Genomic DNA, 22,787 nt, shown 5'->3' on the forward strand with positions numbered 1-22,787 from the left:
AAGGGATTGGTATTCCATTAAACAGCGTTGCATTGTATGTTTTAGAAAATTTGCAAGGCAAACACCCAACCAATGTTTTTACTTACAAAGGTAATCCAATAAAACGTGCTAATTCAAAAGCATGGAGAAACGCTCGTAAAAGAGCTGGCCTATCCCATCTTAGATTTCACGATTTAAGGCATGTTTGGGCAAGCAGACACTCCATGAATGGCACTCATCCACACGCACTACAAGATTTAGGAGCGTGGAGTAAAGCTGATACAGTTAGAAGATATGCCCACTTATCTTCTAGGCATTTGCTGGTAGCTTCGGAAAATGCGTTATCAGAAAGTGCCACAAATTTGACACAAAGAGTATTACAATAAAAAAAGCACTTTCGTGGAGTGCTTTAATCGTTTGATATTCTTAAAGAATTGGCGGAACGGACGGGGCTCGAACCCGCGACCCCCTGCGTGACAGGCAGGTATTCTAACCAACTGAACTACCGCTCCGCTTTATTTGATAGCTTTAACGTTGAAACGCTAAAGTAGGCGTGATATTAAAGATTATTTTTATTCTCGTCAATAAAATTTTTTAAAATATGCGATCAATTGAATACAAAACAATCATTAATTTATATTCCACAATGCTCCACCACTTTTTTTATCAATTTTTTTTAAAACAGATTCATGTTCAGAAAGTTCATATTCCGTTGCTTTTATTACTTTTAAAGGTGTACCACTACGCTCTATCCTTTTTATTGCATTTGGTTCAGATGAAGATAAATTATTTTCCTCGGAACTAAAAGATAAAGTCGTTTGCCCCCCAGTCATGGCCAAATAAACTTCAGCTAAAATTTCAGCATCTAATAAAGCGCCATGCAATGTTCGGTGAGAATTATCTATCTGATAGCGTTCACATAACACATCTAAATTATTACGTTTACCTGGAAACAAACGCCTTGCCATAGCCAAGGTATCAGTAATAATACAATGATCAGCTGTTTTAAAATCCAGACCACAAAGACGAAATTCATAATCCATAAAACCAACATCAAATGATGCATTATGGATAATTAACTCGGCACCATCTATAAATTTAATAAAATCATGAGCGACATTTTTAAAAATAGGTTTATCTTTAACAAAATCATCACTGATTCCATGCACTTTAAATGCATCTTCATCAATTAAGCGTTCGGGGTTTATGTAAACATGAAAATGGTTACCAGTTAATCGTCGATTAATAATTTCAACAGCACCAATTTCAATAATCTTATGTCCTTCATAATGATTATTACCTTCTTGGTTCATACCTGTAGTTTCAGTATCTAAAACGATTTGTCGTGTATAATTATGTGTCACTTTCTTCTCTTTTTATATCAATAATTGGGGAAAAACATTTTTAATGATATAGTCTAGCACTAAAACACTTTAATGTTGATATCTACCAAAATTGACTAAATTTATAAAGTAATGGTAAACAAATTAAAGTACGTTAACTTATCATTTAATTGAGATAATTAATAAACCTAAATAGTTATAAAAGACTCAACAACATGTTAAAAAAAATCGAAATATATACAGACGGTTCATGTATTGGTAATCCTGGTCCTGGTGGCTATGCTGCTATATTAAAATATAAACAAACCGAAAAAATATTATCTGAAGGTTTTTTTAAAACAACAAATAATCGTATGGAATTATTAGCTGCAATTGTCGCTTTAGAACAAGTAAAGCAACCTTGCCAAATTGAACTGTATTCTGATAGCCAATATTTGCGTAATGGTATTATCAATTGGATCCATAGTTGGAAAAAAAATGGTTGGAAGACAGCCAACAAAAAATCTGTAAAAAATGTTGATTTATGGAAAAGACTTGATCAAGTAGTACAAACTCACAAAATTGAATGGATTTGGGTCAAAGGTCATGCTGGCCATATTGAAAACGAACGTTGCGACATTATAGCCAAAACACAAGCTCAATCTCCTACTTTGCAAGATACTGTATTTGAACAATCTATGCAGGATAATTAATAAAATAAAAAGGTTTTTGCTTAAATCGACTATTCATAAATAATGGTAAAAATAATATGCATCAACTTCATTGCATTCCAGCTTTAAAAGATAATTATATTTGGATTTTAACCAATTCAGCCAATCAAGCCATAATTATTGATCCTGGTGAAGCCAAACCTGTAATTAATTATATAAACAAACATAAAATATCTCCCCTTGGAATTTTACTTACACATCACCATATTGATCACACTGGTGGGGTGTGCGAATTAAAAGCACAATATCAAAACATTGATGTTTACGGCCCCAATGAGATCGATTTACCAATTAATTATCTTATTAATCAAAATAAAGTTGATATTGGTGATTTTTGTTTTGATGTAATTGCTGTACCAGGGCATACTCTTGGGCATTTAGCTTATTATTGTAGCCCCTATTTGTTTTCTGGTGATACTTTGTTTTCGGCTGGTTGTGGAAGGGTTTTTGAAGGTACTTATCAACAAATGTTAGATTCTTTAAAGCAATTAAAACAGCTACCTGATGATACTTTAATTTGTGCAAGTCATGAATATACTTTATCAAATTTAGCATTTTCTCTGCAAATGCTGCCCGATGATAAAAACATCAAAGATTATTTAGATTTGATTTCGAAAAAACCAATAACATTACCATCTATTTTGTCTAAAGAAAAAAAATTAACTTATTTTTAAGATTTGATGAACAACAGTTACAAAATAAATTCAAATTTAACAATGAATTAGAGCTGTTTGTTTTTTTTAGAAGCCAAAAAGACATTTTTTAGGTATAATGCCAAACTTAATTTGAGTAAAAACTTACGAAAACAATGAAAAAGTTATTAATATTTACAGTGTTATGTTTATTTTTAGGTGCGTGCCATCACCATGGACCACGATATAATCCTGTTGTTAGAATAAAATATTCTAAAAATACAGCTAATAACAGAAATAATTCTGGTAGTTATGTATCTATCACTCAAAATCCGTGGCAATATATGCTTAATCAGATAGATACCAATATTCCTGAGAATGATCGAGTTAAAGCTGAAAGAGAGCGATTATTACGTAATCCTAAAGGTTTTGAAGCCGTTGCGTTACGTTCAGAGCCTTATGTTTATTACATTATTAATCAGCTTCATAAAAATAACTTACCTGCGGAGCTAGCTTTAATTCCTCTTATTGAAAGCGCTTATGACCCACTTGCTACATCCTCTGCTCAAGCTGCAGGATTATGGCAATTTGTTCCTATTACAGCTAAAGAGTATGGACTACAGCGAAGTAGTTCGTTTGATGCTCGTCGAGATCTAATCGCATCGACTAATTCAGCTATTTCACTTTTACAAAATTTAAATAAGCGTTTTGATGGTGATTGGCTATTAACCTTGGCTGCTTATAATGCAGGTGAAGGTCGAGTAAGAAAAGCCATTGAGAGAAATCAGGCTAAAGGTTTACCAATTAATTATTGGTCGCTAGACTTACCAACAGAAACTATGCACTATGTGCCTAAAATTTTAGCAATTATTGATATTGTTAAGAATAACAAACGATATGGAATTAAATTACCTGATTGTAATTATGAAAATTCACTCGTTAGAATTGATATATCAAAGAATATTTCTCTTGCTAAAATTGCTAAATACTCAGAACTATCACTTGATGAGTTAGCTACTTATAATGCTGGATATGTGCAACAAACAGTAAATGGCCCTTTCCATTTGCTTGTTCCTTATGCTCATGCTAAAAGTTTATTCAAAAAGCTACAAGCAGAAAACCTTGTTGTGAATGAAATTACAGAACTTTTACAAGATACTCCTCGTTCTAATATGGCGTTTGAATTTAGAACAAGTTTTATTCAAAGTAACAGTATAGTAAGTAAGGATAGTTTTTCCAAAAATGTAAAAAAGATTGTTTATCTTGTTAAAGCAGGAGATAGCCTCTACTCTATAGCTCAAAACTATCGTGTGAAAATTACCGATATATTACAATGGAATAATCTAAAGAATTCAAGAGTTCAAGAAGGTGATATATTGACAATTAATCTTGTCAATGCAAATCCAATCTAAAATTCACTAATAAAGGATTATGATCTGATGCGGTTGTACTAATAATTTCAGCCGCATTAAGTTGTAATCCTCGGTAAAACACAAAATCAAGCGGTCTGCCCATAAATCTTTTTCGAGAATCCACTAAAAAATTAACCGGCTTAAGTTCAATTGAACGAACAAAATGATACAATAAATTTAATCGTTGCCGACTCCATGCATTAAAATCACCCGCTAAAATAACTGGACCAGTATGCTCTTTTATATGATTTAATAGCAGATGTATTTGCTGACGATAAACTTTTACGCCAATACTAAAATTTACAGCATGAATATTAGCAACTAATAACTGCTGCTTGGAATTGCTAATAGGATAAATAGTGACTAAAGCAGATTTAGAAACACGGATTAGTGGTTCTTTTTCTCTAAAAGAAAAAAGTGAGGTTGGTAATGAATCTGAAATTGTCATGACTCCAGCATAAATATCATTAAAACAATATGCTGGAACATGATCCGCAATTTTATTGTGCTGTGAAATAAAATTTAGTAACGGCGATGTTGTTTGAGCTTCTTGTAACAAAATAAGTTTAGTCTTATCAGCATAGTTTTTGAGTATATCAATGCAATCAGCCCTTTTTAGTTTAAAAATATTCCAAACTAAAATAGAAAACGATGTTTGATCAATTAACGGTCTATTTACTGCTATTTGTTGATAAGGAAAAATCAACTCAACTTTGTTGTTTGCCTGATATCGTAAAGTATAACAGCGCTTTTTAAACATTTTTATCGTTCAACTTTTTTAAATATTGATCAAAAGATAGAGTATCATTCTGCTCTTTCTTTACCTGTTTCTCAATAGATAAATTGCGTTGTTGTACAAAATCACCTTCAGTTAATAATGCTAAAGGTTCTACCATAAGTTGTTTTTTATATTGATTTGCTAAAGCTATACCAAATTCAGCTGTACCTAAATCACTTATTGCTTGCAATGTTCTTGCTGATAAAGTTAATTCTGGTTGATCAAACATTAAATCTAGACGTTCACAAACATTACGATAACGTTGCATATCATCTTGATGATCTAAAACATCAGCAACACGTAACAAATCTTTAAATAATTCGTGACCAACTTTAGATAATGGCTCTCGATTACTTTCACAACCAATACCGATCTCAAGTCCTGGTTTTCGCCCTTCTATTATGACTCTATTCCAATTCAATTTAGCACATTCAAGTTCTTTACTACTCATCTCTGGTGCAGGTGCTAGTACACACCAAATTAAAAATAGATCTATAAAACGAATTTGATCTTCAGTAATTCCTATTGGCGAAAATGGATTAACATCTAATGCTCTTACTTCAATATACTCAATACCACCACGCAAAAGTGCATCCGATGGAGATTCCCCTGCCATTGGTACTCGTTTAGGTCGAATAGGTGCGTAAAACTCATTTTCAATCTGTAATACATTATCATTTAATTGGCGATAATGCCCATCCACTTTAATTCCCAACTTAGCAAAATCTGCAGACTCTGTGCGCGTTGCCCGTTTTAGACCCTCTACATATGTCTCCAAATGGTTAAAAGTAATACCAAGCTGTTTTTGAGCATTATTTGTATATCCAATATCACTTAATCTTAAAGAAGTTGCATAAGGTAAATAGCAGTTGCCATTTGTTTGTTCAATAAAGGCTTGTGCTTTAACTGGATCTTGAATAAATGAAGAACACATTGATGGCGATGCACCAAATAAATAAGGAATAACCCAACCAAAACGATAATAATTTCGTATTAAGGTAAAATAACCTTCAGAAATTACAGCTTTACCTTCTTCGGTATTTTTAACCCCTTCTCTTGCTTGCCAAAATGCGGTTGGTAGTGAAAAATTATAGTGAACACCTGAAATGGTCTGCATCATTGCACCATAGCGATTTTTCAATCCTTCACGATAAATCGTTTTAAAGCGGCCTTCATTAGAAGTACCATATTGAGCAAGAATAATATCTTTTTCGTTTGCAACAAAACAAGGCATACTTAAAGGCCACATCATTTCATCACCAATATTTACGCTAGCATAACGATGCAAATCGCGCAAAAACGTCAACATATAATCAATATTAGTATTAACTGGCGTGATAAATTCTAACATTGATTCGGCAAAATCAGTTGTTATCCAAGGGTGGGTTAACGCAGCACCAATTTTTGAAGGAAATGGCGTTTTTGACAATGATCCATCAGGCAAAATACGTAAAGTTTCTCGTTCAATACCACGTTGAATACCTTGTAAAATGGTGTAGTGTTTTTCTAACCAACTAAGTGCTTTTGAGACATCAGGAATCATATTTTGCGCTTCCTTAAAATGTAGTTATTTAATATTTATATTAACATAATTTAAAATTATGCGATGGGCTAATTTATGACAACACTTGGAATAAATTAGTATTATACGCCGTAATATAGCAATCCTAAAAACTATAATTTACTATTTTTATTACAAAAAATTCGATCTTAAATACATGGCAACTTAAAAAAATAACAGCTATTTCATGGATAGGAAATAGCACATATAATATTTATCATAAATCTATTTTATTTATAATCGTTGCAATAAAACTAATACTTCCATATGTGAAGTATGCGGAAACATGTCAAATAATTGTACTTTTTGGATTTGATAATTTGGCAGTAACATTAAATCATCAACTAATGAAAATAAGTTACAACTTGAATACATAATATAATTAGGTGCCATTTGTTTCAAATACTGCATAAGTACTTTACCTGCCCCTCGTCTTGGGGGATTTAGTAAAACTAAATCCGGTACATTTTTTTGAGCTGTAGCGTATTGTGTTGCGTCAAATGCTTTGAAGTTTAATTGTTTAAAACCTAATTTTTTTGCTGATTTAGTTGCACACTCTATTGCGTCTGAATTAATTTCAATACCTGTAAGGCTAATATTTTTCTCAGCAACAAGGTTAGCACAACTTAACCCAAAACCACCTACCCCACAAAACATATCCCAAATAGAATGAATAGGTAAATCTGTGACCCAGTCACTTGCTGTTTTATAAAGGCTGCTGGCAACATATGGATTTGTTTGAAAAAAGCTTTTAGGTTTAATAAAAAGAGGAGTGTTATTTAAAGTTATCGGAAGAAATGAATTATCAGTTAAGACTATTTCTTCTTCACCTTCTAAAATAGCCGCATGATTTGGTTGAATATTTATCGAGATTACGTCTAAGTTTTGAATTTTGTCTTGTAATTGTTTAATAGAATCATTTATTTTAGCAACAAACTTGTGTGATTTTAAAACAAATCGCAACATAAAGTTGCTCGTACTCTCAATTTTACTTTCAGTAATTATAACAAATTTCAACTCCCCTTTACGCTTATTAATATTATAAGGAATAAGCCCTTGTTTACGAATGAAAGTTCGAACAAGTTTTAAGATATTTTGCATACTGTTTGAGTAAAGAGGACAATCGCATAAATCGACGGCCTCATTCCCCGTTTGTATACCTAAAACGGGCTTTTCAACACTACCTAACACTGCCATCTTTGCTTTATTACGAAAAGCGGTTTCATGACTAGCAAAAGGTTCTTCAACCTTGTTTGGTTTAAATTGGATTAATTGTTGTAATAACTTATTTTGTTTTTCTGCCAGTTGTACATGATAAGGATGTTCAATCCATTGACAAGATAAACACTTTTTTTGTTGGTAAAAGCGACATTGCATTGCGATTAAAGCCTTTTTTATAATGGGTATAATTATATACAGAATATCGAACGAATATAATAATAGTTTTGAATTTTATACTAAAACATATATTTTCCTGAAACTTTTTTACAAAAAAATTATAGGAATATAAGAAAAAGGTATAATTAATTCTCTGGTATAATTTGACGAAATAGTGCTGTATGATAGGATATTGTCATTAATATTAAAGGAAAAAATTAATGTCTATAAAGTTAAAAACCCCTGCTGAAATTGAAAAAATGCGTATAGCAGGTAAACTCGCTGCTGAAGTTTTAGAAATGATAGAGCCTTATGTTAAACCTGGTATTACTACAGGTGAACTAGACAAAATCTGTTATGACCATATCGTCAATGTCCAAAAGGCTATTCCGGCTAATATTGGTTATCATGGTTATCAACACACCAGTTGTATTTCAATTAATGATGTGGTTTGTCATGGTATTCCAAGTTTTGACAAAAAGTTAAAAGATGGCGATATTCTAAATATTGATGTGACAGTTATTAAAGATGGCTATCATGGTGATACATCCAGAATGTACATAGCAGGTAAACCGACAATTGTTGGTGAAAAACTGTGTCAAGTAGCGCAAGAAAGTCTATATGAAGCAATTAGAATTATAAAACCAGGTATCCGTCTAAAAGAAATTGGTAAAACCATTCAAAAACATGTTGATAAATTTGGATTTTCATCTGTTAGAGAATACTGTGGTCATGGTATTGGTGAAGTCTATCATGACGAACCTCAAGTTTTACATTATGATGCTGATGACGGCGGTGTAATTTTAAAACCAGGAATGACCTTTACCATTGAACCAATGATAAATACGGGTGATTGGCGTACTCGTACCATGAAAGATGGCTGGACAGTTAAAACCAAAGATCATGGACTTTCCGCTCAATATGAACATACTATTTTAGTTACTGATAATGGAGTTGAAGTCTTAACATTGCGTAGTAATGAAAACTTCCCTCGAATTATTGAACACTAAATAAAAACGATTCAACAATAGCTTATTGTTGAATCGTTTAACTTTATAAGTCTCTATCAATAATTTTTATATTCGAATTTTTTTGTGCTAATTTTTTATTTAGTTCATCGATTTTACTTCTATGTATATCTTTTTTTAGAGAACGAACATAAGAAGCACATATAATAGCAAACCCACTGTTTATACTTAGCAAAAACAATAAACCTATAAGTAAACGCTTAAAAATTCGTTCCAGTTTAAATTTCATAAATCTTAATATAATAAAGTATACAATTTACGTCGATAACTACTAGCTAACGGATTACTTGTTCCTAATGCCGCCAATAAATCGAGTAATGTTTTCTTCACTTGCCCGTCACCAGCATTAAGATCTTTTGTCAATGGTTTGAACAACAACTCTAATGCTTCCTCATGACGTCCTACATGCATTAATTGGGAAGACAATTGAATCATTAGTTCAACGTTATCAGGATGTTGAGCAAATTCTGCCTGTAATTGTTGTAGTTCTGGTGAATTAGCCGCTTGTTCAAGTAATTCAATTTCGGCTTGTAATCCATGATAGCTTGAATCTTGATCTTGTAGCGGAATAGTTGCCAGCACTTCTTTTGCTTCACTTAGCTGTTTAAGTTCAATTTGTGATTTTATTAGCATTAATGCAATATCGGTTCTTGGTTTACCCAAATGATCGGTTAGTGATTTCCAGGTTTGCCGTAACAGTGGTAATGCTTCTTCATATTTAGCTTCATGAAATAAATTTTGTGCTTCAATTAATTTAAGCTCATCTTCATTTGGTAGCACTTTTTCTAAAAAAGTTTTAATGGTTTCTTCGGATTGAGGACCTTGAAAGCCATCAACAGGTTGACCATTTTGAAATAAATAAACAGTTGGAATGGCCCGCAAACCAAATTGAGCAGCCAGCATTTGCTCTTCATCGCAATTAACACTTGCCAAAATAAATTGACCATGATGTTCATTAGCTAATTTAGTTAAAGTTTGAGTCATTGCTTCATAATTGGGACTTCTTGATGACCAAAAATAAAACAACACAGGGGATTGAGAAGATCTTTTTATAATCTCTTGAATATTTTGTTCATTAACATCAAAAATAAATTGATTTTGCATATTATGTCCTAAGAATACTTTGATTCATTATTTATTTTTTAAAATTCTATCCATTAATCTATCAGGAAGCAAACGTTTAGCAATAGCCGCTATTTTTGTTACTTTTGTTACCCTGTAACGTATTTTGGGGGTTCTATGCTCAAGCGCATGAAATAAGTAAGGTAACAAAGCTTCTGGCGGTAACGTAAATCGTTTGGCAATAGGTGGATTTTTTACAATATTTTCTTTTTCTATTTGATTAACATTATTTGAAAAATACGTTTTTAATGGTCCAGGTTCAATTAAACTAACTTTGATATTGGTATTAGCTAATTCTAATCTTAGTACATCAGACCATGCTTCTAAAGCATATTTACTTGCTGAATAAGCTCCTCTACCAGGAGTGGCAACAATGCCAACAATTGAGCTGGTTTGAATAATACGTCCTTCATTTTCTGCAAGCATTGCAGGAAGTAGTAACTGAGTTAACTGATGTACACCAAAGAAATTGGTTGAGAATTGAGACTCTAACTGCTCTCGGCTAATTGTTGCTAATCGCCCATATACTCCAAAGCCGGCATTATTAAATAATGCATATAATTGTCCGCCTGTCATAGTTAACACTTCTTTAGCGGCTAAATGAACAGAATCAGGATTATCTAAATCAAGTAATACAGTTTCAAATCCTTGTTCAATTAATTTTTGCTGGTCAGACTTTTTGCGACAAGACGCAATAACGCGATAACCACGTTTTTTTAATGCAATGGCTGAAATAAGTCCTATTCCACTTGAACAGCCTGTAATAAAAATTGTTTTCAATTTTTATCTCCGTTTTATTCATATATTGTCAAGCTAATCTTCTGCAATTATGATATCACACTTAAATAGAAGTTACCCAAACTAAGCCAGAGGATCGTATGAAAATCGCTATTATTGCTGCAATGGAAGAAGAAGTTGCCATATTAAAAAGTAAAATTACCCATTATCAAGTTGAACACCATTTAGGTTGTGATTTTCACCTTGGTCAAATTGCCGGTTGTGAAATAGTTCTACTTCAATCAGGCATTGGTAAAGTAGCCGCAGCTTCAGGCACAACATTATTATTAAATAATTACAAGGTTGATGCCGTTATTAATACGGGTTCAGCTGGAGGACTTTCAACCGAACTCAATATTGGTGACATTATCGTATCAAAAGACGTATTTTATCATGATGTCGATTTAACCGCTTTTGGTTATAAACCAGGGCAAATGTCCGGTTGCCCAGTTGTATTTGAAGCAAGCCAACAATATCAATCATTAGCCAAATCATGTATAAAAAAACAAGGTGTTAATGCAGTTGAAGGATCAATTGGTAGTGGTGATGCATTTATTAATGGTAAAGATACATTAGAACGAATCAAACAAACCTTTCCAAATGCCATAGCGGTAGAAATGGAAGCCGCAGCAATTGGGCATGTCTGCTGGTTATTTAAAGTACCGTTTGTAGTGGTAAGAGCAATCTCAGATAATGGTGATAATGAATCTGCAATGGATTTTCAGTCATTTTTAAAACTTGCAGCCACACAATCGTCCTTAATTGTTGAATCAATGTTAAGCGAGCTAGCCTAAACTCTTTTCAAAAATAGCATACTGATGTCACAAACAATATTCACTAAACAAAGGTTGACGCCAACCAGTTAATATTTCTGGTACGTCACCTTTTTTATCAATTTTCCATTTAATATATTGATTGATTAATCGCCGTGAAAGTAACAAATCTTGATTAAGCCCTGTTTTTGATGAAATGATTTGAGCCGCTTTTTTTAATTCATCCGAGATCTTCTTGAAATCGGGATAAGTATTAATTCTACTAATAGGTGGTACCTCGGGTATCGGTTCAGATAAAATATCGAGAATTTTTTGCCCATATAAGCGAATTTCTTTACCTTTCATCCCTAATTTATCAAGTTCAGCTAATGAAGATGGTAAATAACGTGCTATTTTCCACAAAACTTCTTCACGTATAACAAAATTTAAAGCGATATCTTGCTCTTTGGACAATTTATATCGCCAACTTGCTAATTTATACAATTGACCTAGGCTTTTCCCTTTCAATTGCCAACTATTTTTAATATTTAGATAAGCGTTGTTTGGATCTATCACTGTACATTTACGAGCCACCGCCATTTGACACTCTTGATAAGCGGCTTGCAAATAATAATTTTCGGTTAATTGTGATTTTAGAATGTTTACTAATGGAAAAAGATATAACACATCATTAATAGCGTACTCACACTGTTTTTCGGTTAATGGTCGTTTTAACCAGTCTGTTCGAGTTTCACTCTTATCAAGCTCTGCATCTAAATATTTTTTTACCAAACTGGCATAACCAGAACTTAACGGATTATCCAAAAAAGAAGCCAATATTTGGCTGTCGATAATAGGAGTCGGCACCATTCCAAAGTAATAAAGAAAAACCTCAATATCTTCACTGCACGAGTGGAAATACTTTTCAATTTTAGGATTTTTTAAGATAGTTAAAAAATCTTGCCAATCACTGATAGTGATTGGATCAATTAATGCGGCATGTTTTCCATCAAAGACCTGTAATAGTCCTAAATGAGGATAAAATGTGCACATACGTACAAATTCTGTATCTAATGCAATCGCTGAGCTTTTTTCGATTTTTGAACAAAACTCACCTAGTTGATGATTATTAACAATAAGTTTATAAGACAAAGTAAAATTCCTATTTAGATAAATCTATTTATTGTGTACTTTTTTTAAATACGACATCAATCACCACAATTTCAGAACGAGTCATTAAGCGTATAGGCGGTCCCCAAAAACCATATCCACTACTTACTATGCTAGTAAAATTATTATCTTTATTTTGATACAAACCATAAACGTTTTTATACATTAGTTTTTCAATAAGGTTGATTGGAAATATTTGTCCTGCATGCGTATGCCCAGAAATCATTAAATCAACACCTAACTTTGCTGGTTCAGTAAGATCCTTTGGTTGGTGATCTAATAAAATAACGGGTGTATTTGTATCTGCAAACATCATCAACTCAGTTAATGTTGATCTTTTCACATCATAAAGTGCAGAAGAAAAATCATCTCGCCCAATTAGTGTAATACCCAGATCATCAAGATAGACAATATCATCCTTCAAAACTTTCATATTTGCTTGTTCAAAAGCGTGAATAATATCTTCTTCACGATTATTTTGTTTTCTAGTATTTAAATATTCATGGTTACCAAAAATAATATAAGTACCGTATTTTGATTTTAGTTGTTGCAATTGCTTATCAAAATCATGTTCAATAAAAGGCGCTAAACGTTTATCTAGTGTATCACCAGTAATGACAATAAAATCAGCATTTAATTGGTTTACTTTATCAATCATGTGCTGAATAAATTCAGTCGATGTTAATTCATTAATATGAATATCACTAAGTTGTACAATACGTAAATGTGCAACATGGGCAGGTTTATCAATTTTTACTTGATAATAAACGGTTTTGGGACTGATTGCCATCTCATGCCCCCAATAAAATAGTGACAAAACAACGCTTATATAAACAATTTTAAGCCACAAATTAGGTTTTAATTTTTTTTTGCTAAATAATTTACTAAATAGATAGATTGCATCAAAAATCAATAGGGTAAAAATACTACACAGCATTACCGCAAAAATACAATTAAAAAGCAGGGATAGTTTATTAATAGTGCCGTCTGATATCCTAGAAAACACGAATGATAATCCCGCGCTCACAACAACCACCCAATAGATGATTTTACAATAACCTGTTAAATGAAAATTAAACCAAAATAACCATCGTTTACCTAAATACACGGATATTAAAATACAGATAGTAATGGCTATAAAAGGAACAGCAAAATTAATAAAGCCCATAATTATTAGAATAATTGAATATAAAAATGATATAATAACAGAATTATTTTTTATCGTACCAATAACTTTTATGGATATCAAAAAAGACCAATTATTCATCACACCTATTGAAAAATTGGGAGATTGGACTTTTGATGAAAAAGTTGCCGAAGTTTTTCCTGATATGGTTCAGCGCTCTGTCCCTGGTTATTCTAATATTATCTCGATGATCGGCATGCTAGCTGAAAGGTTTGTACAAGCCAATTCAATGATTTATGATTTAGGTTGTTCATTAGGCGCTGCTACATTATCTATTCGACGCAATGTCAATCAAGAAAATTGCCATATTATTGCGGTTGATAATTCTCAGCCAATGGTTGAACGTTGTAAGCGGCATATTGAATCCTACAAATCAAGCACACCTGTAGATGTAATTTGTGATGATATTTGCCATATTAACATGCAAAACGCATCAATGGTTGTACTCAACTTCACCTTACAATTTTTAACTCCTGAAAATCGCCAACGTGTTTTAAATAATATCTATAATGCGTTAAAACCAAATGGCATTTTAGTCCTATCTGAAAAATTTAGTTTTAGTGATACCTGCATTGATGAATTACTATTTAATATGCATCATGATTTTAAACGTGCTAACGGCTATAGTGAGCTTGAAATCAGTCAAAAACGTAACATGCTAGAAAACGTCATGCTAACAGATACTATCGAAACACATAAACAGCGACTATCTAAAGCTGGTTTTAAACACATTGACACTTGGTTCCAATGTTTTAATTTTGGCTCTATTATTGCCATAAAATAACAGATTAATTTAAGCGTAATTGATAAAGGATAACAGAATGATTGATTTTGGTGATTTTTACCAGATTATCGCAAAAAATAGACTTAGTAGCTGGCTTGAAGTATTACCTGCACAACTCGCAAATTGGCAAAAACAAAACATAGATAGTCGCTTTAATCAATGGCTAAACAGTATTAAACATTTACCATCCATCTCCCCTTATCAAATTGATTTATTACATAGTGTCACAGCGAAATCAAAAGAGCCTCTTTCTACAGGTGAACAGCAAAGGATAACACAATTATTAAAAAATATGATGCCATGGCGCAAAGGTCCTTTTCACTTGTATGGAATTGATATTGATACAGAATGGCGTTCAGATTGGAAATGGGAACGCTTAATTAATCATATTGATTGTTTAGAAGATAAAATTGTTTTAGATGTGGGTTGTAACAGTGGTTATCATTTATGGCGAATGATTGGTGCTGGAGCAAAACTCGCGGTCGGAATTGATCCTATGGCACTTTATCTATGCCAATTTGAGGCTATTCGTAAACTACTAGGTAACGATCAACGAGCACATTTATTACCACTTGGAATTGAACATCTCCCTAAACTTAATGCTTTTGATACCATATTTTCAATGGGGGTTTTATATCATCGTCGATCGCCACTTGACCATTTATTCCAATTGAAGGATCAATTAGTTGAAGGTGGACAATTAGTACTTGAAACGTTAGTCATTGATGGAGAATTACATCAAGCATTAATGCCAGGGGAACGTTATGCACAAATGCGTAATGTTTACTTTATTCCATCCGTTCCAACAATGATTAACTGGTTATGCAAATGTGGATTTTCGGGCGTAAAAATGGTCGATATATCACCAACGAGTTTAGAGGAACAGCGAAAAACAGAATGGATGACTTCTGATTCACTAGCTGATTTTTTAGATCCAAATGATTTAAGTAAAACTATTGAAGGCTACCCTGCTCCAATTCGGGCTGTTTTTATTGCTAAAAAATGAGAAATAGCCGGATGAATATTGTGTTTATCGATTAATATTATGGATAACTCTGATTTAGCCTTAATTAAGCTTGATGACTTAATCTTTACACAAATATTGCCAATCATTTACCTGCAGAAAACTACCGTATTGCTTATATTTCATTGTTAGGGTAATGAAAACTGTTCATTTGCTAAATGACCGAATCACTACTCTACTGATATAAGTGAGAAAAATATTGTTCAATATAAATCAATAAATTTATGATACGTTGAAATTTATTAGAACCTAATAGAAAATATTCTTCATTATGTTATCACTATTTCAATTCAAAATAATTGAAATAGTGATTATAAAAGTATTTTATTTTGATGAAATCTGAATATGTTACAAGTAGATTTTTTATAATGATTATTATAACATATTGTTATATTGGTTATATTTTTTATAAAATTAGTGCTAATTATCAAGTTCAAACGATAAAAAGTTTTCTCAGAAGCTTTCACAGGATAAAAAATATTTTGAATATAACTATAATTAATTTAATTTCAAATTTACATATTAGGAGTAGGAAAAAACAATGAGGTTGCTTAAATTTATTTTGCAGTTACCATTTAATATTCTGCAAAAAGTTTGGGAAATAATCAGTTCTTTTATATCTTTTTTATTCATTTTAATAAAAGGATTTTTTTGGTTATTTAGTCCAATTATCGGTGATATTAAATGGTCAACACCAAACTGGCTACCTAATGCAAAAAGGTTTTACTATGCAATAGGCTCTACATTAAAAAAAATAAAAACATTAATTGGTACAAGTATTATTTTGGGCTTTATTGCTTATTTTTCTGGTAATTATGCCTATCATTGGTATTTAAACCGTCCAAAACCGATTGAACCAGCACCTGTAGTAATAAATACCTATTCAGCTAAACTCATCCCAGCAAATACAAGTAATGATAATATATATATCCAATTTACAGGTGCTCAACGCCCACCAATTCCCCTAGAATCAATCAATAAAGATGAAATAACAGAAGGTGTTACTATTTCACCAAACATTGAGGGGAAATGGGTATGGTCAAACAATTCAACAATAAAATTCACACCAAAAGAGAAAAAGTGGCCACTTGGTATCGAATATACAGTCATATTGGATAAGTCAAAATTATTGGCTGAAAATAGCGAATTAGAAAAAAATAGTGAAACCTTCTCCTTTGTTTCTCCTGATTTCGAATATAATTTCAAAAATCGAGGTGAGCTTTATTCCAATCCTACAGAAACTAATGTTAGGAACGTCATAAATACAATCCAATTTAGTCATCCTGTTGATAGGCAAAGCTTTGAAAAAAATATTGTTTTATCGCTTTATGAAAAAGAGAAGAAATCTGACAATTCATACGAAAAAAACTATGATGAATTCTTAAACCATGTCGATTTTACTATAACCTATGGCAATAATGACAAAATTGCATATATAAAGAGCGCACCTATTCCCTTACTTGATAAAGAAGGTTATTTAAAAATAACAATTAACAAGGGGGTTAGATCAACTTTAGGTGGTAACTCAATGAATGATGATATAACTAATAGTGTAACTGTACCAGATAAATATCATTTAAGTGTTACAAGAGCAGAGCTTACATTGGTTGAAAAAAGCAATGAAAAAATACAGCAGGTATTAGTTTTATCATTAAGTCATGCCGTAAAATCTGAAGATGTATCGAAAGCAATCAAAGTTTGGCAATTACCTGAAAATGAAAATGAAAATGATTCTTATAGTGAAAGCTATTACAATAGATCATCTGGTAGATACGAAACAAAATACAATGTAACGCCAAAAATACTCGAAAAAGCAACTCCAATATCAATGAAACCAATTGATACTGAACTTGCTTACCAGAATCAAATTAGTTTTGAATTTAAAACTGAACAAAACTCAAAAGTATATATTGAAGTTAACCAACCTTTATCTTCTCAAGAAGGGTATTTTTTAAAACAAGATTATCAGACAATATTAACAGTTCCTAATTACCCAACTTATCTTGATTTTGCTGCGTCTGGATCATTATTATCTTTATCAGGTGAGAAAAAACTACCTATAGTATCGCGCAATGTAGAGCAAATGAAGTTAGAAATAGATCGTGTTATCCCTTCACAGCTTCAACATTTAGTAGCATTTAATGAAAGCTATGAATTTGAGGATATGAATTTTGGTGAATTAGATAATGATCATTTTGTTGAAAAATATACCATAACTAAAGACTTTACCGGGGCTCCTGAAGAAGTTAAATACACAAATGTCGATTTAACTCGTTACTTAACTGCTAACACAAATGGCAATAAGAATCGTGGTGTTTTCTTATTAAGACTTTATGGAAAAGATAAAGAAGATACTAAATATGAGTTTATGGCTTCTCGCTTTATTGTCGTTACCGATCTAGGAATTATAGCCAAAAAATCACTTGACCAATCATATGATCTATTCATTCAATCTATAAATTCTGGAGATCCAATTAGAGGAGCAAAAGTTTCAGTTTTAGGAATGAATGGTCTCACCATTACATCTAAAACAACTGATAGTAATGGGCATGTTAGTTTTGCATCCTTATCTGAATATTATAAAGGTATTAAACCACTTTTATTTGTTGTTGAAAAAGATCGTGACCTATCATTTTTACCAATCAAAAGTTATGAAAGAAATTTAAATCTATCTCGTTTTGATATCGGTGGCATTCGTGAAACTCTTGAAGGTGGGGAGTTACGATCTCACATCTTTTCAGATCGAGGTATTTATCGCCCTGGCGACACATTCCATATAGGTACCATAGTTAGAGCTCAAAAATGGACTAATTCCTTAGAGGGTATTACCGTAGAAGCAGAAATTTACGATCCAAAATCCAATTTAGTACTCAAAAAATCGATTGTACTAAATAAGTCAGGTTTTAATGAACTTAGCTATAAAACTAACTATGAATCCCCTACTGGTGATTGGTATATTAATTTATATTTAAAAAATGATGATGAAGAATCGCGAATCCTATTAGGCTCAAGTTCGGTTGTAGTTCGTGAATTTGAACCAGATAAAACTGCTGTATCTCTTAAGTTGTTGCCTGAAATAAGAGATGGTTGGTTAAAACCTGAAAATATCCAAGCTGAAATTAAAGCAAAAAATCTATTTGGTACCGATGCTGCTAATCGTCGAGTCACAAATACATTAATTCTTGAACCATCAATACCTTATTTCAAAAAATATGAAGATTACTATTTCTACCAAAATATTTCTGGTGAAAGAAATAGTTTTAAAGTTGAATTAGATGAAGAAACAACAGATGAAAACGGTGTAGTACAAATCAATCTTAATGACAATATGGAAAGCTTTGAAGGCAACTATACATTAAGAATGTTAACTGATGTTTTTGAACCTGATAGTGGACGAAGCGTTGCGGCAACTGCAAGTGCCTTTATATCACCAAACGATTATTTAGTTGGTGCAAAAGCGGATGGAAATTTAAGATATATTAACAGAGATTCAGTCCGTCATATTGATTTTATAGCGATAAATCCGGCTTTAGAAAAAATAGAGTTATCTGATCTAAAACTTGTTTTAATTGAAGAAAAATATCTATCGGTATTAGTCAAACAGCCTTCAGGGGTTTATAAATATGAATCACGCCGTAAAGAATCGGTTCTATTAGAACAACCATTTAAGATTAATCAAGATAAAACTAGATATCAATTAGATAGTAAAAATCCTGGTAACTATATTATTCAAATCAAAAATGATGATGACGAATTACTTTACCAAGGCAAATACTCTATTGTAGGTAAAGGGAATGTTACTCGTGATTTAGATCGTAATGCGGAGCTTTCATTAAAGATTAAAGAAGCACAATATAATCCTGGTGACGAAATAGAAGTTTCAATCACTGCGCCTTATGTAGGTAGTGGTATTATTACTATTGAGCGTGACAAAGTGTATGCTTGGAAGTGGTTCCATACAGATACGACAAGCTCTATACAAAAAATAACCCTACCAAAAGACATTGGTGGTAATGGTTATATTAATGTCCAATTTATTCGTGATCCAAATTCAGATGAAATTTTTATGAGTCCACTTAGTTACGGTGTTATACCTTTCAAAATTTCAAATGAGCAATTTAACGATAAAATCGTATTACAAGCTCCATCACTAATAAAACCAGGAGATACACTACCAATTACAATACACACAAATACGCCACAAAAAGCAGTTGTATTTGCTGTAGATGAAGGGATTTTGCAGGTCTCAAATTATAAACTAAAAGATCCATTAAATAGCTTCTTACGCAAAAAAGCACTATCTGTAAGAACTTCGCAAATTTTAGATCTTATATTGCCAGAATTTCGACATTTAATAACAGCTTCAGCACCTGGTGGTGATGGTGATAATGATGATGTCTTATCAAATCATTTAAATCCATTTAAACGGAAAATAGATGAACCAGTAGCTTATTGGTCAGGTATCATTGATGTCGATGGTGATAAAACCGTTGAATACAAAGTGCCTGATTATTTTAATGGCAAAATTCGTATCATGGCAGTATCAGTTGGTGACAAAACAATGGGACATACACAAATGTCAACAACAGTACATAATGATATTGTTTTACAACCTAACGCTCCATATTTTGCTGCACCAAATGATGAATTTGAGGTTTCACTCAATGTAACTAACCTGATTGAAAATATTGGCGATAAAGTTATTCCAATTGATGTTAAAGTTTCAACCACGCCTAATCTATCAATTATTGATAACAATAAAAAAACTATTGAATTAGCTAATGCTAAAACGGGAGTTTTAAAATTTAGATTTAAGGCAACTGATAAACTTGGCAATGGCGATCTTCACTTTTCAGCCAACTATAATGATATAACAATCACACGTGATGTTAGCCTTTCAATAAGACCATTAACTGAATACAGATTAATTACCAGAATGGGAAGAATGGCAGATCATAAACAAGCATTTACTGATTTTAGAGACATGTATAGTAACTTAAGTAAACGTGAAGCAGCTGCGTCTTATTCACCATTTATATTAAGTAAGGGACTAAGTACCTATTTACAGGATTACCCTCATTATTGCTCTGAACAGATTGTTAGTCGTGCGATTCCTATTTTGATCGCTAGTAAATATAAGGAATTTGATCTGGCCTCAAAAGAAGGAATAGCTCCATTATCAGAATTATTCCAAGTGCTGCAATCTCGCCAAAATAGTGAAGGTGCAATTGGTTTATGGTATTCAACTTACAATGTTGATCCATTTATCACATTATATGCAGTAAACTTTATGCTTGAAGCCAAAGAAATGGGCTATAAAGTTCCCCAAAAAATGCTTGATAATGCTAATAAATATTTACAAAAAATTGCTGAATCTAGTAGTAACAGTACTTATGGTTTAAGAGTTCGTTCTTATGCTATTTACTTATTAACAAGGCAAAATCAAGTAACAACAAGCTATTTAGCTTCTGCTATTAACGAGCTTAATAGTAAAAATGACTCATGGAAAAGAGATATTACAGCAATGTACCTCGCTTCATCTTACAAGATGCTAAAAATGGATAAAGAAGCAAATAAATTAATCAAACCAGTTTGGCAACAGTTAGAAACTGCATATAACTATGCTTGGTGGACCAACAACTATTATGACCCACTAGTTGTTGATGCAGGAAAAATCTATTTAATTAGCAAACATTTTCCTGAAAAAGCAAAAGATATTCCTGCACAAGCGCTAGAAAATATGGTTATCATGCTTAATAAACAAAAATATACTACTCAATCAGCTGCAATGACAATACTGGCTTTAAGTAGTTATTCATTAAGTATCGATAACTCAAATTTATCTGATGATATGCTCCTAATAAAAGCTATTTCTAAAGATGAAAAAAATCAAAGAATTATAGCAAATTTAAATGGTATTTTGGCTAAAGGTCTGTTTAATGCTCAAGATGCGAAAATTGACATAACAAATCAATCAAATTTGCCTACTTGGTATATGGTTTCTGAACAAGGATATGACAAAACTCCACCTAACGAACCAATTAAAAGAGGTCTTGAAGTATATCGTGAATACACAGATCTTGATGGCAAGCCTGTTGAGCAAGTCAAGCTTGGTGATAAAATCAATGTGACAGTCCAAATTCGTGCTCTAGCTAATGAGGGTATGACTAACATTGCCATTGTCGATTTACTACCAGCTGGATTTGAAGTTGTACAACAAGCAATTACCCCTAAAGAGGATAACGATGATGAATATATGCAAGGTGATGATGAAGAGTATGAAGACTATGAAGAAGGTGGTTATTATGGTTGGATTTCGCCAATTGCAATAAAAACAGGTAAAGATACTTGGTATCCAGAATATGCCGATGTCCGTGAAGATCGTGTTATCATTTATGGTTCAACACATAATAATAAAATACAGAAATTCACTTATCAAATCAAAGCAACCAATATAGGAACCTATAGCATTCCCCCTGCATTTGGTGAAGCAATGTATGATCGTGATATTCAAGCTGTATCAAAAGGTGGGCAAAAGATAAGTATAATCCCACAACAATAGTTGTTTTTACAGTTAATCAATCACTGAAACGGGCTTACGGCCCGTTTTTTATATTTGTCAAATTTCCCTAAATAATACGACTAATTCCTGTAATTAATTTTAAAATAACAAATAGTTATTCTTTAAAGATCATAATGAATAGGAAAAAATATCATAAAAAAGGTAATAATTACCGATTTGGCTACAGTCTATCTTTACTTAAATTAGTTTATTGAGTAATAAAAATATTAAGTTGTTTAGTTTTATCAAATTGATTTCTCTAGTTCTCTTGTAGCTAACTGATCACTTTGACTTAACTGGCAGTTCAAGCTCTTGCTATTTACCGTTAATAATTACTGGAACTGAATTTAATCAGAACCACGCTTTCGGATTACCTACCTATTCATGGATCGGCTACACTAAATCATACAACTTTTTTAAGGGGTGAGGTAAACTTATCACAACTAAAAAAGGAACAAATATGAATGGATAGGCTACACTAATTCATACAACTTTTTTAAGGGGTAAGGTAAACTTATCACAACTAAAAAAGGAACAAATATGAATAAGATTAAACGCAAAAGACGAACATTCACAGATGATTTTAAACA

The 22,787-nt window shown here is 32.2% G+C and carries 15 protein-coding genes, 1 tRNA gene and 2 pseudogenes; 9 read left to right on the forward strand and 9 right to left on the reverse strand.

The genetic code is table 11. The annotated features are described in order from the left end of the window. Positions 1 to 365, forward strand: a 365-nt coding sequence (locus GA0061080_RS08825) for a tyrosine-type recombinase/integrase (protein WP_167349212.1), incomplete at its 5' end; no start/stop codon positions are given. Between the two features lie 49 nt (positions 366 to 414). Here GA0061080_RS08825 and GA0061080_RS08830 read toward each other — a convergent pair. Next, positions 415 to 491, reverse strand: a tRNA-Asp gene (locus GA0061080_RS08830). Positions 492 to 608: 117 nt separating this feature from the next. Next, complete coding sequence (gene dnaQ, locus GA0061080_RS08835; protein ID WP_091124321.1) at positions 609 to 1,343, reverse strand: DNA polymerase III subunit epsilon; 735 nt, start codon at positions 1,341 to 1,343, stop codon at positions 609 to 611. Between the two features lie 194 nt (positions 1,344 to 1,537). Here dnaQ and rnhA point away from each other — a divergent pair, with 194 nt between their 5' ends. The 3 genes and pseudogenes from rnhA to GA0061080_RS08850 all read left to right on the forward strand — a co-directional run bounded on the left by rnhA (position 1,538) and on the right by GA0061080_RS08850 (position 4,076). Continuing rightward, entirely contained in the window at positions 1,538 to 2,014 is a 477-nt protein-coding gene (gene rnhA, locus GA0061080_RS08840) for a ribonuclease HI (protein ID WP_091124324.1), read from the forward strand. Between the two features lie 56 nt (positions 2,015 to 2,070). Beyond that, positions 2,071 to 2,798: pseudogene (gloB, locus tag GA0061080_RS08845) on the forward strand (hydroxyacylglutathione hydrolase). Between the two features lie 42 nt (positions 2,799 to 2,840). Next, positions 2,841 to 4,076, forward strand: a complete 1,236-nt coding sequence (locus GA0061080_RS08850) for a transglycosylase SLT domain-containing protein (RefSeq protein ID WP_091124328.1) — start codon at positions 2,841 to 2,843, stop codon at positions 4,074 to 4,076. On the opposite strand, the gene GA0061080_RS08855 is transcribed toward GA0061080_RS08850, so the two are convergent. From GA0061080_RS08855 to rlmC, 3 genes are all read right to left on the reverse strand, one after another. Beyond that, a complete protein-coding gene (locus GA0061080_RS08855) occupies positions 4,057 to 4,836 on the reverse strand; it encodes an endonuclease/exonuclease/phosphatase family protein (RefSeq protein ID WP_091124332.1) in 780 nt (259 codons plus the stop codon). The two genes, GA0061080_RS08850 and GA0061080_RS08855, sit on opposite strands and share 20 nt — an antisense overlap. Continuing rightward, on the reverse strand, positions 4,829 to 6,397 hold the full coding sequence (gene gshA, locus GA0061080_RS08860; RefSeq protein ID WP_091124335.1) for a glutamate--cysteine ligase: 1,569 nt from the start codon (positions 6,395 to 6,397) through the stop codon (positions 4,829 to 4,831). Before gshA ends, GA0061080_RS08855 begins: the two co-directional genes overlap by 8 nt. 252 nt (positions 6,398 to 6,649) lie before the next feature. After that, the gene (gene rlmC, locus GA0061080_RS08865; RefSeq protein WP_091124339.1) at positions 6,650 to 7,792 is read right to left on the reverse strand and encodes a 23S rRNA (uracil(747)-C(5))-methyltransferase RlmC; all 1,143 of its coding nucleotides are present in this window, start codon (positions 7,790 to 7,792) and stop codon (positions 6,650 to 6,652) included. Between the two features lie 221 nt (positions 7,793 to 8,013). On the opposite strand from rlmC, the gene map reads away from it, so the two are divergent. Beyond that, positions 8,014 to 8,802 (forward strand): type I methionyl aminopeptidase, encoded by a 789-nt coding sequence (map, locus tag GA0061080_RS08870; protein WP_091124343.1) that lies wholly within the window; start codon positions 8,014 to 8,016, stop codon positions 8,800 to 8,802. A 252-nt stretch (positions 8,803 to 9,054) separates the two neighbouring features. Here the strand turns inward: map and GA0061080_RS08880 are convergent, their stop codons facing one another. Then, the gene (locus tag GA0061080_RS08880) at positions 9,055 to 9,924 is read right to left on the reverse strand and encodes a co-chaperone YbbN (protein ID WP_065589816.1); all 870 of its coding nucleotides are present in this window, start codon (positions 9,922 to 9,924) and stop codon (positions 9,055 to 9,057) included. 27 nt (positions 9,925 to 9,951) lie between these two features. Continuing rightward, on the reverse strand, positions 9,952 to 10,722 hold the full coding sequence (locus GA0061080_RS08885) for an SDR family oxidoreductase (RefSeq protein ID WP_065589815.1): 771 nt from the start codon (positions 10,720 to 10,722) through the stop codon (positions 9,952 to 9,954). A 98-nt stretch (positions 10,723 to 10,820) separates the two neighbouring features. On the opposite strand from GA0061080_RS08885, the gene GA0061080_RS08890 reads away from it, so the two are divergent. Continuing rightward, on the forward strand, positions 10,821 to 11,513 hold the full coding sequence (locus tag GA0061080_RS08890; protein ID WP_065635450.1) for a 5'-methylthioadenosine/adenosylhomocysteine nucleosidase: 693 nt from the start codon (positions 10,821 to 10,823) through the stop codon (positions 11,511 to 11,513). 27 nt (positions 11,514 to 11,540) lie between these two features. On the opposite strand, the gene rnd is transcribed toward GA0061080_RS08890, so the two are convergent. Both rnd and GA0061080_RS12590 read right to left on the reverse strand, forming a co-directional pair. Then, entirely contained in the window at positions 11,541 to 12,623 is a 1,083-nt protein-coding gene (gene rnd, locus GA0061080_RS08895; RefSeq protein ID WP_091124345.1) for a ribonuclease D, read from the reverse strand. 28 nt (positions 12,624 to 12,651) lie between these two features. Beyond that, positions 12,652 to 13,431, reverse strand: coding sequence for a metallophosphoesterase (locus GA0061080_RS12590; RefSeq protein ID WP_167349213.1), 780 nt, complete (start codon positions 13,429 to 13,431; stop codon positions 12,652 to 12,654). A gap of 457 nt (positions 13,432 to 13,888) precedes the next feature. Between GA0061080_RS12590 and cmoA the strand changes: the two are divergent. The 3 genes and pseudogenes from cmoA to GA0061080_RS08915 all read left to right on the forward strand — a co-directional run. Continuing rightward, a pseudogene (gene cmoA, locus GA0061080_RS08905) lies at positions 13,889 to 14,611 on the forward strand (carboxy-S-adenosyl-L-methionine synthase CmoA); the annotation flags it as partial. Positions 14,612 to 14,648: 37 nt separating this feature from the next. Continuing rightward, positions 14,649 to 15,617 carry a tRNA 5-methoxyuridine(34)/uridine 5-oxyacetic acid(34) synthase CmoB gene (cmoB, locus tag GA0061080_RS08910; protein WP_091124350.1) on the forward strand — a complete coding sequence of 323 codons (969 nt, stop codon included), beginning with the start codon at positions 14,649 to 14,651 and terminating at the stop codon, positions 15,615 to 15,617. 559 nt (positions 15,618 to 16,176) lie between these two features. Then, positions 16,177 to 22,197, forward strand: a complete 6,021-nt coding sequence (locus GA0061080_RS08915) for an alpha-2-macroglobulin family protein (RefSeq protein ID WP_091124353.1) — start codon at positions 16,177 to 16,179, stop codon at positions 22,195 to 22,197. The last annotated feature ends 590 nt before the right edge of the window (positions 22,198 to 22,787 follow it).

It is taken from the genome of Gilliamella intestini (assembly GCF_900094935.1).
Classification (GTDB): Bacteria; Pseudomonadota; Gammaproteobacteria; order Enterobacterales; family Orbaceae; genus Gilliamella; species Gilliamella intestini.